This window comes from Rhizobium sp. K33 (assembly GCF_056501445.1).
In genome coordinates, this window is record NZ_CP096478.1 from 4,478,384 (window position 1) to 4,492,431 (window position 14,048).

The window sequence follows — 14,048 nt, forward strand, 5'->3', positions numbered from 1 at the left end:
AAAATTCGACGTTAGCTGGTAGCCGAATTGTAAGGGTCTTGCTTCCAAGCATCTTGCTAAGCATCGATGCCGGCGAATAAGTAAGCTTCATCGTCATGAACGAGACAAGTAATCCGTAAATGAAAGCAAACGCTACGACAGGTTCTGCCCTGCCGCTTCCGGCAAACGCGCTTCCGACATTGCGCGGATGCGCCATCTTTGCTGGTCTCACTCCAGAAGAAGATCGCGAATGGCTTCTGCGCTGCCACTCCCGTACGTTGAGCGCCGGCGAAAGCCTCGTCGACTTCGAGGATATGTCGAAGGACGTCTTCATCGTTCAGACGGGCGAGATCCGGGCCGTGCTACGCTTTTCCGTCGGCAAGGAAGCCATTCTTGGCAGCTTCAAACGCGGCGACATTCTTGGCGAGCAATCCGCGATCGACGACATGGCCCGCTCTGCAAGCCTGATGGCCGTCAGCGATGCCACGGTAACCGTCATCCCATGCATCGTTTTCCATGACATCCTGAGGCAGAGATCCGACGTGGCGCTGGCGCTGCTGCAGCTTCTGTCCAAGCGCATTCGCGCCATGAACGACCGCCTGTCGGAACTCTCTTTTCTCGACACGAAGCACCGTCTCTACAACACGCTGCTGCGGCTTTCCCGCGTGCGCAACGATGGCGGACGCGAGCGCATCATCTCGCCGCCGCTCGTGCATGCGGAGCTGGCCGAGCATATCGGCGCCAGCCGCGAAACGGTTTCGCGCGAAATGTCCCGGCTGGCTCGTGAGCAGCTGGTGGAGCGCACCAGCCGCGCAATCGTCCTGAAGAACCCGGTCGAGCTCTCCCGCCGCATCTCGCGGGCGCTTGAAGGCTAAGCGGACGGGTAGATGACGCCTTTGCGCAGGATGACATTGGCATAGAGCCGCGGCTCGCCTGTCTGCACGACCGTATGGGCGGCCTTTACCCTGTTGTAGAAATCGGCACCGACGAGCTTGGTAACGGGCACCTTCGGCTCATGCTTTGCGCAGCAATCGATGATCTCCCGATGCACAGGGTCGACCTGATCCGGTTTGCCGCCAACCACCGAGCGGAAGATTGCCTCCGGCACGAAATCATCGATCGGCATGACGCGGAGGATCGCGTCGAGCACGGGCACGAGCGCGTGGCCGTCAAGGCGCACCAGCCGTCTGGCGTGCTCCAGCGCCGGATAATTGCCGTCGACGATGGCGATCTCGTCGCCATGGCCCATGGCGCGCAGGGTGGCGAGAAGCTCGGGGCTCAGCAGGGGATCAATACCCTTCAGCATGGGTGGTATCCTTGAACAACACGGTTTGATCGATGAGGTAGCGGTGGAAGATCGGCAGGCTCGCGCCGCCGATGGCGCGGGCCTGGTCTCCGACTTCGCCTTCCACGATATCGGGAATGACGACGCCCTGAAGGTCGAGCCGGTTCATCGCCTCGACCGTCGCCTTCACCAGTCGGTGGCGCACCCAGGCGGGGAAGCCACCGTCGATGATGGCGGCGGAGAAGTCGATGATCGAGGCGGCGGCAATCACGGCCTGCGCCAGGGCGGCGGCTGTGTCCTGCAGCCAGATCTCCAGCGGCTCGCCGAAGTCGATCCATTCCTCGGCCGCATACCAGAGTGGCTGCGGGTCGATGCCGCGCTCCCGCAGGAGATTTTCGAGCACGAAGATCGAGGCAATGTCGAGAAGCTGGCGTGTCTGGCCGTGCTTGTCGCGCACGGGCAGGGGGCCGATGGCTCCTGCGGTCCCTGTCCGTCCCACGAACAGCGACGAGTTGACGACGATACCGCCGCCGATGAAGGAGCCGATGTAGAAATAGACGAAATCCGGATAGCGCTGTCCGGCACCGAAAACGAGCTCCGCACCGCAGGCGCTGGTGGCGTCGTTGCGCAGGTAGACGGGATGCGCCATGCGGTTCTGAACCTCGACCTGCAGATCGACATGGCGCCAGATCTCCATGGCCCCTTCGGGCGCGCCGACTTCCTCGGCCCAATTCCACAACTCGAAAGGTGCTGCAATCCCGATCCCGGCGATCCGCCCCCGCATCGTCGCGGTCATAGCCGCTTCCATCTCGGCGATGCCTTCGCTGATGAACGGCAGCAGGTGATCGGGATGGGGATAGCGGTAGGTGCGGTGCCGCTGCTCGCGGATGTTGCCGGCGAAATCCATCAGCACGAGGTCGGCGCTGCGGCGACCGATCTTGACCCCGAAGGAGAAGACGGCCTCCGGATTGATGAACATCGGCACCGAAGGTTGCCCCACGCGTCCACGAATCGGCTCACCGCGCATGAGCAGTTCGTCGCTCTCGAGCGAGCGCATGATCACGGACACCGTCTGGGCCGACAATCCCGTAAGCCGCGCAATGTCAGCCTTCGAACAGCCGGGGTTCTGGCGCACCAGCGACAATACGAGACGCTCGTTATAGGCGCGCACGCGCACCTGGTTCGAGCCGCCGCCAGCGCTCACCCTGGGCGCCGGATCCGCCAGTCTTGCTTGATCATCCTGTGACACTTCAGGCCGCTCCTCCCGACCGCTCTCTTTTACGAGAGCCTCTCCAGAATGTCACACCGATTTAATAATTCAACTGGATTTATTTATTGACAGTCCAAATGTTCTGATGTTCTAAATGGGGCCGTGGAGGAGTGGATGCCTGATGGCAGCCGAACGGTTTGCCAGGGGGTGATCCGTGCCGACACACTGCGGCCGGAGGAGCTGGCCGACACCATTCGGGAGGAATACCAAATGAAAAAGTCTCTGATCACTGCTGCCCTGTCGACCCTGGCTCTCGGCGTTGTCTTCGCCGCGCCGGCACAGGCAGCCGACGTTTCCGCCTGCCTCATCACCAAGACCGACACCAACCCCTTCTTCGTCAAGATGAAGGAAGGCGCGACCGCCAAGGCGGCTGAACTCGGCGTGACGCTGAAGTCCTACGCGGGCAAGATCGACGGTGATAGCGAAAGCCAGGTCGCAGCCATCGAAACCTGCATCGCCGACGGCGCCAAGGGCATCCTGCTGACGGCGTCCGACACCAAGGGCATCGTCCCGGCTGTCCAGAAGGCCCGCGACGCCGGCCTCCTGGTCATCGCTCTCGACACCCCGTTGGAGCCGATCGACGCTGCCGACCAGACCTTCGCGACCGACAACCTTCTCGCTGGCGAACTGATCGGCAAGTGGGCTGCAGCAACCCTCGGCGACGCTGCCAAGGACGCCAAGATCGCCTTCCTCAACCTGACGCCCTCGCAGCCGTCGGTCGACGTTCTGCGTAACCAGGGCTTCATGAAGGGCTTCGGCATCGACGTTGCCGACATCAACAAGATCGGCGACGAAACCGATCCGCGCATCGTCGGCCACGACGTGACCAACGGCAACGAAGAAGGCGGCCGTACCGCGATGGAAAACCTTCTCCAGAAGGACCCTTCCATCAACGTCGTTCACACCATCAACGAGCCGGCCGCTGCCGGTGCTTATGAAGCCCTGAAGGCTGTCGGCAAGGAAAACGACGTCCTGATCGTTTCCGTCGACGGCGGCTGCCCGGGCGTTAAGAACGTCGCTGAAGGCGTCATCGGCGCCACCTCGCAGCAGTATCCGCTGCTGATGGCCTCGCTCGGCATCGAAGCGATCAAGAAGTTCGCGGACACCGGGGAAAAGCCGGCCGCAACCGAAGGCAAGAACTTCTTCGACACGGGCGTTGCTCTCGTCACCGACAAGCCGGCTGCCGGCGTCGAGTCGATCGACACCAAGGTCGGCACCGAGAAGTGCTGGGGTTGATCTCAGCCTCCTGCGCCTGAACTGAGACGCCGGCGGGAGTTCGCTCTCGCCGGCAGGCGCAACGCCCGGCCTTGCGCGGCGGCGGGCCGGGCGTATCCTTCATGTAAAAACTGAGCAACGGCAGGGAGGATGACCCATGCAGCCGGCCAATCCCGAAACGCGGACCCCACAGGAATTTGAAAAGGTCCTGTCTTCGAGTTCGACCGAGGTCGCCTCGTTCGACCGCCATGAGAAGAGCGCGCTCGAGCGCTTCCAGCATTTCCTGCATTCGAGCCCGGCAGCCGTGGCGCTGATCGTGCTCGTGCTGTCGATCGCTGTCTTCGGCCTCATTCTCGGCGGCAAGTTCTTCTCCGCCTTCACCCTGACCCTCATCCTGCAGCAGGTGGCGATCGTCGGCATTGTGGGAGCCGCCCAGACGCTGGTTATCCTGACGGCCGGCATCGACCTCTCGGTTGGTGCGATCATGGTGCTTTCGTCCGTCGTCATGGGTCAGTTCGCATTCCGCTACGGTCTCCCGCCCGAACTTGCGGTGCTTTGCGGCTTTGTCGTCGGCGCCTTCTGCGGCTTTATAAACGGTGTCCTCGTTGCCCGTATGAAGCTGCCGCCCTTCATCGTCACGCTCGGCATGTGGCAGATCGTGCTCGCCACCAACTTCCTCTATTCGGCCAATGAGACGATCCGCGCCCAGGATATCGAAGCCAATGCGCCGATCCTGCAATTCTTCGGCGAGAGCATCCGCATGGGCGGTGCCGTCTTCACCTATGGCGTCATTGCCATGGTCCTGCTGGTCGCCGTGCTCTGGTATGTGCTCAACCACACCGCCTGGGGCCGCCATGTCTACGCGGTCGGTGACGATCCGGATGCGGCGGAACTCGCCGGCGTCAACGTCAAGCGCATGCTGATCTCCGTTTACACCCTCTCCGGTCTCATCTGCGCGCTTGCCGGCTGGGCTCTGATCGGCCGTATCGGCTCGGTCTCCCCAACTGCCGGCCAATTCGCCAACATTGAATCCATCACGGCCGTGGTCATCGGCGGCATCTCGCTCTTCGGCGGACGCGGCTCGGTGCTCGGCATGCTCTTCGGTGCCTTGATCGTCGGTGTCTTCCAGCTCGGCCTGCGCCTGATCGGAACGGACCCGCAATGGACCTATCTCCTGATCGGCGTCCTCATCATCGCAGCCGTGGCAATCGACCAGTGGATCAGAAAGGTAGCAGGCTGATGACCCAGAACCCCATCCTCACCGCCCGCGGACTGGTCAAGCGCTACGGTCGCGTCACCGCTCTCGATCACGCCGACTTCGACCTCTACCCCGGCGAAATCCTCGCCGTGATCGGCGACAACGGGGCCGGCAAGTCCTCGTTGATCAAGGCGATCTCAGGCGCGGTCTCGCCCGATGAAGGCGAGATCCGCCTCGAAGGCAAGCCGGTTCATTTCCGCTCGCCGATCGATGCCCGCCAGGCCGGCATCGAAACGGTGTACCAGAACCTCGCCCTGTCGCCGGCGCTTTCAATCGCCGACAACATGTTCCTCGGCCGCGAGCTGCGCAAGCCGGGCGTCATGGGCTCGGTCTTCCGCAAGCTGGATCGTCCGGCGATGGAAAAGATCGCGCGGGACAAGCTCTCCGAACTCGGCCTGATGACCATTCAAAACATCAACCAGGCCGTGGAAACCCTGTCGGGTGGCCAACGCCAGGGGGTGGCGGTCGCGCGTGCGGCAGCTTTCGGCTCGAAGGTCATCATCCTCGATGAACCGACGGCAGCCCTTGGGGTCAAGGAGAGCCGCAAGGTGCTCGAGCTGATCCTCGATGTGCGGTCGCGAGGTCTGCCGATCGTGCTGATCTCCCACAACATGCCGCATGTGTTTGAGGTTGCTGACCGCATCCACGTCCATCGCCTCGGCAAGCGGCTCTGCGTCATCAACCCCAAGGACTACACAATGTCCGACGCGGTCGCCTTCATGACGGGTGCGCGGCCGGCGCCGGAGGCCGAGCAGGCCGCATGAGCCAGTCGCTGGACGAGCTTCTGTCTGAAATCGAGAGACGGGCGCAATCCGACGCCCGTCTGCTCGTCGCCGTCGCAGGCCCCCCGGGGGCGGGTAAGTCGACACTTGCCGACCGTCTGCACGAGATCCTGACGGAAAGAGGCCAGCGGAGTGCGGTCCTTCCCATGGATGGGTTTCACCTGGACAACGCAATCCTGGAACAGCGCGGCGATCTCTCGCGCAAGGGCGCACCCCACACCTTCGACGTGCGCGGGCTCGCTGATCTCTTGCGCGCGGTAAAGGCCGGAGGCGAGGTTTTCGTTCCGGTCTTCGATCGCTCCCGGGAGCTGGCAATTGCTGCCGCTCGCTGCATCGCGCCGGAGGATCGCATCGTGATCGCCGAGGGGAATTATCTCCTGCTCGACCAGGGGCGCTGGGCAGGCCTTGCCGATCTCTTCGATCTCACCGTCATGGTGGCGCCACCGATTGAGGAACTGGAGCGGCGGCTGATCGCCCGTTGGGTGCATTACGGTCTCACTCCGGCACAGATCGAAGCGAAGGTGGAAGGCAATGATCTTCCGAATGGCCGACTCGTTCTGGAACGCAGCCGCATGGCAGATTTCACCTTCGACCAGTTCTGAAGGTGCCGGATTCCAAACGTAGTCGGACATGCGAAAATTATTAAGTTCTAATTAAATGCGCCATCGGTAAAATTGTACCGGTTTGGTTCAGCGAATTTCAGCCTCCCCCTGATACAACTCCTCCATGAAAGGTTAACGCGGCACCCGCCGTGTTGAGGAGGCTTTGAAAGCCTCGTTCGGGTGCTTTGGACAGGGGGTGTAAATGGCTATTTTGATTGTCGAAGACAATCCGACCAATGCGATGATCATCAAGCATCTCGCAAAGAAGGTGACGGCCGCAGAGATCAAGGTCGCCGGCGACGGGAATACGGCGCTGATGCTGTGCCACGCCGAAAATTTCGAAATGTTGATCGTCGACCATATGCTGCCGGGCATGTCCGGGCTGCAGTTCACCAAGGCCGTCCGCCTCATGGATCGCTACCGTGACGTACCCGTCGTCATGGTGACTGCCGATGACGAGCCTCGCCTGCGCGAGGAAGCAAACGCAGCCGGCGTGACGGATTTCCTGCACAAGCCGGTCGAGGCCGTCGCCTTCCGCAAGCTGCTGGCCGATCACCTCGGTGCTGCGGCTGTCCATGCCGAACTTCGCTCAGCCTGATTGAAGGACGCTGAACCATGAAAAGCATTCTCGTTGCACTTCTCGCGAGCGCTTTGACCGCAACGGCCGCCCTCGCACTCGATGCCCCGACCGGACCCGTTGTCCTGACGGTAAAAGGCAGCATCTCGAACACCAATGCCGGCGACACGGCCCAGTTCGACCTGGCCATGCTGGAAGCGCTGAAGGGTCGAAAGGGCGAGATGGAAACGCCCTGGACTGAGGGCAAGGTCACCTTCGAAGGCCCGTTTCTGCGTGAGGTCCTGTCCGCCGTGGGGGCCACGGGCGCCAATCTCAAGGTCCGGGCACTGAACGATTATGCCGCGGAAGTGCCGGCGGAAGACGCCAAGCTCGATACGATCCTGGCCACCAAGCTGGACGGCAAGCCGATGTCGGTCCGTGACAAGGGCCCGCTCATGCTGGTCTATCCCTTCGATCTCGATGCCGATCTCTACAATGAGAAATACTTCTCGCGTTCGGTCTGGCAGATCAAGGAAATCGAGGTCATCAAGTGACATTGACGGGAGCAACAGCGCGGAAGTTTGTAGGCGGAGGCACGGTTGCCTTCGTCCTGCAAACCGTTTCGGCTGTGCTCCTGCTTGTCCTTCTCGTTCTCTTCGTTGATATCGCCCGCCAATACCGGATCATGGAAGATGGCGTCCGTGAGAACTCCCTGTGGTCGGTGTATCAACTCGACCGCGAAGTGCGCCAGCTGAACCACAGCCTCGCAGATGTCCGTCGTGATGAACCGACACCGCAGGAGCTCGATGAGCTCGCCCTGCGCTACGACATTCTCTACTCGCGCATCTCCATCCTCGACCAGGCCAAGTTCGGCACGTATTTCTCCGGCGACGAGAAGATCCGCAGCTACATCAACGAAGTCACGCAGACGGTCCAGGCGGCGCAGCCGATGTTCGACGCCTATGCGGCGGGTGTCACTCCCGATTCCGCCCAGCTGCAGCAGCTCAACGATCTCCTGGGCCCGATGGGCCGGGCAGCCGAGGACTTCCTTCTCTACACCAATACACGCGTCAGCTACGAACGCGCCGAGAGCCGCTCGACCATCCTCAATCTGGAGCGCACCTCCACGGTGATGCTGACATTGCTGATGGGGTCGGTGGTGTTCCTGGTTGTGACCCTCAACCGTCAGCTCCGCTCGGTCCGTCGCTCGAGCCACGAATTGCAAGTCATGGCGGCTCAGTTGAGTGAGGCCTATGAGGCGGCCGATGCCGGCAACCGGGCGAAGTCGCAATTCATGGCGACCATGGGCCACGAAATCCGCACGCCGCTCAACGCCATCCTCGGCATGTCCGAACTGCTCGAACTGTCGGAACTGCCCGATGACGCGCTTTCCAGCGTCAAGACGATCCGCTCGTCCGGCGAAGCGCTGCTCGAGATCATCAACGAGATCCTGGACTTCTCCAAGATCGAACACGGCAAGCTGGAGCTCGAGGAGCGTGCCTTCGACGTTTGCGCGCTGGCCGAGAGCACCGTCAGCATCATCCGCGGTCGCGCCGATGATCACCAGAACACCGTGATCCTCGATCTGCCGGATTCGCTTCAGGCGCTGTACGTCAAGACCGATCCAACGCGCCTGCGCCAGGTCCTGCTCAATCTCCTGTCGAACGCCGTCAAGTTCACCCATCAGGGCACGGTCACGCTCCGCCTGCGCGACTTCTACCGCGAGGGCAAGCTGATGATCCGCTTCGAGGTGGAAGATACCGGCATCGGCATCGACGAGGCCGGCCTCGACAAGCTGTTCAAGCCTTTCTCGCAGGTCGACGCCTCGATCAGCCGTCGCTATGGCGGCACGGGTCTCGGCCTTACCATCTGCAAGCAGATCGTCGAGAAGCTCGGCGGTGAGCTCGGCATGAGCAGCACCGTCGGTGTCGGTTCGATCTTCTGGTTCGAACTCGGCGTCGTGCCGGTCACCCGCGAAGAGGCGAGCGGCCTCGATGCCAAGGTCGTCGCCGAGGAAACCCTGCCGCGCAAGCGCATCCTCCTGGTCGAGGACAATAAGGTGAACCAGATCGTCGCCACCCGCTTCCTCGCCCGCCTGGGCCAGGACGTCGAGATTGCCAATGATGGCGCCGAAGCCGTGTCCATCTCGCGTGAGCGGGCCTTCGATCTGATCCTTATGGACATGCAGATGCCGGTCATGGACGGCATCGAGGCGACGAAGCGGATAATCGCCGAAGGTGGTCCCTCCGCCGAAGCCCCGATCATCGCCATGACAGCCAATGCCTCCGACGACGATCGTCGCCGTTGCCTCGAGGCCGGCATGAAGGGCTTCGAATCCAAACCCGTGACGTTGGAAAGATTGAAGAAGATGATTGCACACGCCACGTCCTCGACGCGCGAAACCGCGCCGACAGCGGCAACGACGACAGCGCCCCAGAAGCTGGAACTGCCGGAAGTGGATCTGGTCGACATGCCGCTTCAGTCCATGCCAGGCCTCGGCATTGAAGGGCTCGACGAAGCCCGCCATGCCGAGCTCGTCGATGCACTCGGCGAGGACGTCTTCCAGGAGCTTGTGGAATCCTTCTTCGACGATGCCACGGGATTGATGGACGAGTTGAACGAGGCGCTCCGCAAGAACGATCCGGAACGGGTTGATCGTGTCCTGCACACGATCAAGGGAGCGGCCTTCAATGTCGGTCTGAACGATCTTGCCCTGAGAGCAAACGCCCTCAGGAGCCAGACACCGGCGCCCGCGGATATCGAAATGTTCGGCGAGGAGATCCTCGCACTCAAATTCAAACTGGTTGCCTGAGAAGCAAGGAGACGTTCATGCGTATTTTGTTGGTGGACGACAACAGCACAAACCTAAAGCTCCTGACGAAGCTCGTCGGCAAGCTCGACAACTGCGAGGCCCTGCCTTACGCCAGCCCCGACGCCGTGCTCTCGGCCTTGCCCGAACTCGATTTCGACATCGCGATCATCGATTACCAGATGCCGGTCTATAACGGTGTTGAGCTCTACACGGAAATCGTCCGCTTCGACAAATATGCCGAGGTGCCGGTGATATTCGTCACCGCCGACAAGGACATGACGACCCGCATGGCGGCCTTGAATGCCGGTGCAATCGACTTCCTGACGAAACCGGTGAACCCCGTCGAGTTTCAGGCGCGCGTCCAGAACATCGTCAGCCTCGCCCGTGCCCGTCGCCAGCTGGCAGACCAGGCCGAGTGGCTGCGCCGCGAGGTCGAGCGTGCCGTCGGCGAATTGCGTGAGCGCGAGCAGGAAATCATTCACCGGCTGACGCTCGCTGCCGGCTACAAGGACCCGGAGACCGCGCGCCACACGCTGCGCGTCGCGCTCTATTCCGAAGCCATTGCGATCGAACTCGGCCTCTCGCCGCAGCTCTGCCATGACATCCGGCTGGCAGCCCCGATGCATGATATCGGCAAGGTGGCCATGCCGGATACGGTGCTTCTGAAGCAGGGGCGCCTGACCGAAGCCGAGTATCGTCAGATGCAGGCGCATGCCGAAATCGGCAGCGATATTCTCGGCCGCTCGCATTCTTCGCTGCTGCAGCTTGCCTCCGAGATTGCCGCCAGCCACCACGAGCGCTGGGACGGCCAGGGGTATCCGAACCGTCTCGTCGGCACGGCGATCCCGATCTCGGGGCGCATCGTCTGCATCGCCGACAACTTCGATGCCCTGACCACGGAGCGGCCCTACAAGCCGGCCTGGACATTCGAGCGCACGGTCGAGCATATCCTCGGCCGCGCCGGCACCCAGTTCGATCCCGACTGCGTGGCCGCTTTCGAGCGGGCATTGCCGCGGATCAAGGCGATCATGGAGCAGGATCGGCTGGAGCAGGCCCAGGAGGTCGAAAAAGCCATGATCTCGGCGAGCGAACGCGTCGCCTGATGCTTTGATCCCAAGGGATGGACATGCTAAGGGCGGCGAGTTCTCGTCAAGCCGGAGGCTCGCCCCATGTCATCCCTCACCATCCGCCGCCCAGACGACTGGCACCTGCATCTGCGCGATGGTGCCATGCTGGAAGGCGTGATCGGCGACACCAGCCGGCATTTTGCCCGCGCGATCATCATGCCGAACCTCGTGCCGCCGGTGGTCACATCAGCGGATGCGCGCGCCTATCGCGAGCGAATTCTGAAGGCGATTCCCGCAGGCGATCGCTTCGAGCCACTGATGACGCTCTATCTGACAGAGCACACCAATCCCGATGACGTCGAGGAGGGCAAACGCTCCGGCCTGATCACGGCCGTGAAGCTCTATCCCGCAGGCGCGACGACCAATTCGCATGGCGGTGTGCGAGACATGGAAAAGGCCATGCCGGTGCTGGAGCGCATGGCGAAGATCGGCCTGCCGCTCTGCGTCCATGGCGAGGTGACCACACCGGAAGTCGATATCTTCGATCGCGAGAAGGTCTTCATCGACACTGTCCTGGATCCGCTGCGCAAGCGGCTGCCGGAACTGAAGGTCACCATGGAGCACGTGACGACCGAAGACGGCATCGGGTACATCCGCTCCGCGGAGCGCAATCTGGCGGGCTCGATCACCACGCATCACCTGATCATCAACCGCAACGACATTCTCGTCGGCGGCATCCAGCCCCATTACTACTGCCTGCCGGTCGCCAAGCGAGAGAACCATCGCCAGGCCCTGCGCAAGGCGGCCGTCTCCGGTGATGCAAGGTTTTTCCTCGGGACTGACAGTGCCCCGCATGTCGATCCCTTGAAGGAATGCGCCTGCGGCTGTGCGGGCATCTATACGTCGATCAACACCATGAGCTGCCTGGCGCATGTCTTCGAACAGGAGAACGCCCTGGACAAGCTCGAAGCCTTCGCGTCGCTCAACGGCCCCGCCTGGTATGGCCTGCCGGCGAACGAGGAGACCATCACGCTGGTGAAGCGGGATCAACCGGTCGAGTTCCCGCAAAAGATCTACACCGGCGCCGGTCCCGTGACCATCTTCAATCCGAAGTTCCCGCTCCACTGGGATGTCGCCTGAAAAGGAGAGCACCTGACGCTAGACGTCAGATGCTCGTTTTGGAGCTTTACCTGAAAGCTCTCAGCCTTCTTCAGCCGCCCATCGTGGCCAGCTGAGGCCAGAGCCCTAGGACGCCGACGAGGATGAGATAGAGCGCGACCACGTAGTTGAGCAGGCGCGGCATGATGAGGATGAGAACGCCGGCGATCAGGGCGACGAGCGGCTGGATGACGAGGACGTTGTCCATGATTTGCGATCCTTTGTGGTTGGCAGAGCACTTAAAGGTCGGCCGACCCGGATTGTTCCATCGCAGCCCATCTGGCGGGCCGGGCAGCTTGCTGCTATTGCGCCTTGACTGAAGTTTGACAGGAGCGCCCGATGATCCAGACCCCCTTCACCGATCCCGCCGTCATGGCAGACCTCGTGGCGAAGATGCTCTGGGAGATCAAGGCGGTGCATTTCAACGCGGCCGAGCCCTATAAGCTCTCCTCGGGCATGAAGAGCCCGGTTTACATCGACTGCCGCAAGCTTCTCTCCTATCCGCGCGTGCGCTCGGCGGTGATGGACTTCGCAGCCGCGACCCTGATGCGCAATGCGGGCTTCGAACAGTTCGACTGCATTGCAGGCGGCGAGACGGCCGGTATCCCGTTTGCAGCGCTTCTCGCCGATCGCCTCGCCCTGCCGATGATCTATGTACGCAAGGCCCCCAAGGGCCATGGCCGCAATGCCCAGATCGAAGGCCATATGCCGGAAGGTGCGCGCGTGCTCGTTATCGAGGACCTGACGACAGCGGGCGGCAGCATGTTCAAGTTCATCGATGCTATCCGGGCTGCCGGCGGCGTGGTTGATCACGGCATCGCACTCTTCTTCTACGGCATCTTCCCGGAGGCGCTTGAGCGGTTCGATGCCGGCAAGGTAAAGCTCCACTACATCGCCACATGGCGAAACGTTCTTGCCGTGGCCCGCGAGCAGCAACTGTTCGACGAGAAGACGCTGTCGGAAGTCGAGGCCTTCCTCGATGCACCGCTCGAATGGTCGGGACGCAATGGCGGGATTTCGTCGCTCACCTGAGCAAATGCTCATGCTCGCTCTGGAAATCAGGCGCGATATGGTTTAAATCGATTGAAACAGAGTACTGGGAGGTCGAGATGATCCTGTGTTGCGGCGAAGCGCTGATCGACATGTTGCCACGCGAAACCACGCTGGGCGAGCGCGCCTTCGCGCCCTATGCCGGCGGCGCGATCTTCAACACGGCGATTGCGCTCGGGCGCCTCGGCATCGACACCGGCTTCTTCACCGGCCTTTCCGACGACATGCTGGGCGACATCCTGCGCGACACGCTGAAATCATCCGGCGTCGATTTTAGCTATTGCGCGACGCTGTCGCGGCCCTGCACGATCGCGCTGGTGAAGCTCACCAACGGACAGGCATCCTACGCGTTCTACGACGAGAACACGGCCGGCCGGATGATCACGGAAGCTGATCTGCCGACGCTGGACGATCGCTGTGAGGCCCTGCATTTCGGCGCCATCAGCCTGATCCCGGAACCCTGCGGCTCGACCTACGAGGCGCTGATGACGCGCGAGCACAAGACCCGCGTGATCTCGCTCGACCCGAATATCCGCCCCGGCTTCATCAAGGACAAGGCCGCCCACCAGGCCCGCATCGCCCGCATGGCCGACATGTCCGACATCCTGAAATTCTCCGATGAAGATCTCGACTGGTTCGATCTCCAGGGCAGCCAGGACGAACGCGCTGCCCATTGGCTGACGCGCGGCGCCAAGCTCGTGGTGCTGACGAAGGGCGCCGAAGGCGCGACGGCCTATACGGCCAACTTCAAGGTCTCGGTGCCCTCGAACAAGGTCGAGGTGGTCGACACCGTCGGCGCCGGCGATACGTTCGACGCGGGCATTCTGGCATCGCTGAAGCGTCAGGGATTGCTGACCAAGGAAAAGGTCGCAACTCTTTCGGAAGAGGCTGTGCGCGAGGCGCTGACGGTGGGCGCGAAGGCCGCCGCAGTGACGGTGTCACGGGCAGGGGCCAACCCGCCGACGGCGGCGGAGATTGGGTTCTGAGGCTTAGCTGCTCTTTGGGTCTCCGTAA

Annotated in this window: 15 protein-coding genes; 12 read left to right on the top strand and 3 right to left on the bottom strand. The window is 62.1% G+C overall.

Going from position 1 to position 14,048, the window contains the following annotated elements; translation table 11 throughout:
- Window positions 1–119: 119 nt before the first annotated feature.
- Complete coding sequence (locus M1E12_RS21610; RefSeq protein WP_113460100.1) at window positions 120–854, top strand: Crp/Fnr family transcriptional regulator; 735 nt, start codon at window positions 120–122, stop codon at window positions 852–854.
- Here M1E12_RS21610 and M1E12_RS21615 read toward each other — a convergent pair.
- Window positions 851–1,285: an RbsD/FucU family protein gene (locus M1E12_RS21615; RefSeq protein ID WP_479563239.1), complete on the bottom strand. Its 435-nt coding sequence runs from the start codon at window positions 1,283–1,285 to the stop codon at window positions 851–853. The two genes, M1E12_RS21610 and M1E12_RS21615, sit on opposite strands and share 4 nt — an antisense overlap.
- Window positions 1,269–2,513 carry an ROK family transcriptional regulator gene (locus M1E12_RS21620; RefSeq protein ID WP_479563240.1) on the bottom strand — a complete coding sequence of 415 codons (1,245 nt, stop codon included), beginning with the start codon at window positions 2,511–2,513 and terminating at the stop codon, window positions 1,269–1,271. The genes M1E12_RS21615 and M1E12_RS21620 overlap by 17 nt, the downstream gene beginning before the upstream one ends.
- A gap of 231 nt (window positions 2,514–2,744) precedes the next feature.
- Here M1E12_RS21620 and M1E12_RS21625 point away from each other — a divergent pair, with 231 nt between their 5' ends.
- The 9 genes from M1E12_RS21625 to pyrC all read left to right on the top strand — a co-directional run bounded on the left by M1E12_RS21625 (window position 2,745) and on the right by pyrC (window position 11,966).
- Window positions 2,745–3,770 (top strand): sugar ABC transporter substrate-binding protein, encoded by a 1,026-nt coding sequence (locus tag M1E12_RS21625; RefSeq protein ID WP_113460305.1) that lies wholly within the window; start codon window positions 2,745–2,747, stop codon window positions 3,768–3,770.
- A gap of 136 nt (window positions 3,771–3,906) precedes the next feature.
- Window positions 3,907–4,989, top strand: coding sequence for an ABC transporter permease (locus M1E12_RS21630; RefSeq protein WP_113460098.1), 1,083 nt, complete (start codon window positions 3,907–3,909; stop codon window positions 4,987–4,989).
- Window positions 4,989–5,771, top strand: coding sequence for an ATP-binding cassette domain-containing protein (locus tag M1E12_RS21635; protein ID WP_479563241.1), 783 nt, complete (start codon window positions 4,989–4,991; stop codon window positions 5,769–5,771). The genes M1E12_RS21630 and M1E12_RS21635 overlap by 1 nt, the downstream gene beginning before the upstream one ends.
- Window positions 5,768–6,391, top strand: coding sequence for a nucleoside triphosphate hydrolase (locus tag M1E12_RS21640; protein ID WP_479563242.1), 624 nt, complete (start codon window positions 5,768–5,770; stop codon window positions 6,389–6,391). The genes M1E12_RS21635 and M1E12_RS21640 overlap by 4 nt, the downstream gene beginning before the upstream one ends.
- A 202-nt stretch (window positions 6,392–6,593) precedes the next feature.
- Window positions 6,594–6,989 (top strand): response regulator, encoded by a 396-nt coding sequence (locus tag M1E12_RS21645; RefSeq protein WP_113460095.1) that lies wholly within the window; start codon window positions 6,594–6,596, stop codon window positions 6,987–6,989.
- 17 nt (window positions 6,990–7,006) lie between these two features.
- Window positions 7,007–7,501, top strand: a complete 495-nt coding sequence (locus M1E12_RS21650; protein WP_479563243.1) for a putative pterin-binding protein — start codon at window positions 7,007–7,009, stop codon at window positions 7,499–7,501.
- A complete protein-coding gene (locus tag M1E12_RS21655) occupies window positions 7,498–9,759 on the top strand; it encodes an ATP-binding protein (RefSeq protein WP_479563244.1) in 2,262 nt (753 codons plus the stop codon). Before M1E12_RS21650 ends, M1E12_RS21655 begins: the two co-directional genes overlap by 4 nt.
- A 17-nt stretch (window positions 9,760–9,776) precedes the next feature.
- Window positions 9,777–10,862 (top strand): HD domain-containing phosphohydrolase, encoded by a 1,086-nt coding sequence (locus tag M1E12_RS21660; RefSeq protein ID WP_479563245.1) that lies wholly within the window; start codon window positions 9,777–9,779, stop codon window positions 10,860–10,862.
- A gap of 66 nt (window positions 10,863–10,928) precedes the next feature.
- On the top strand, window positions 10,929–11,966 hold the full coding sequence (pyrC, locus tag M1E12_RS21665) for a dihydroorotase (RefSeq protein WP_479563246.1): 1,038 nt from the start codon (window positions 10,929–10,931) through the stop codon (window positions 11,964–11,966).
- Between the two features lie 70 nt (window positions 11,967–12,036).
- On the opposite strand, the gene M1E12_RS21670 is transcribed toward pyrC, so the two are convergent.
- A complete protein-coding gene (locus M1E12_RS21670; protein WP_113460090.1) occupies window positions 12,037–12,192 on the bottom strand; it encodes a DUF3096 domain-containing protein in 156 nt (51 codons plus the stop codon).
- A 131-nt stretch (window positions 12,193–12,323) separates the two neighbouring features.
- Here M1E12_RS21670 and M1E12_RS21675 point away from each other — a divergent pair, with 131 nt between their 5' ends.
- On the top strand, window positions 12,324–13,016 hold the full coding sequence (locus tag M1E12_RS21675; protein ID WP_479563247.1) for an orotate phosphoribosyltransferase: 693 nt from the start codon (window positions 12,324–12,326) through the stop codon (window positions 13,014–13,016).
- Window positions 13,017–13,093: 77 nt separating this feature from the next.
- Window positions 13,094–14,020, top strand: coding sequence for a carbohydrate kinase family protein (locus M1E12_RS21680; RefSeq protein ID WP_479563248.1), 927 nt, complete (start codon window positions 13,094–13,096; stop codon window positions 14,018–14,020).
- Window positions 14,021–14,048 lie beyond the last annotated feature (28 nt).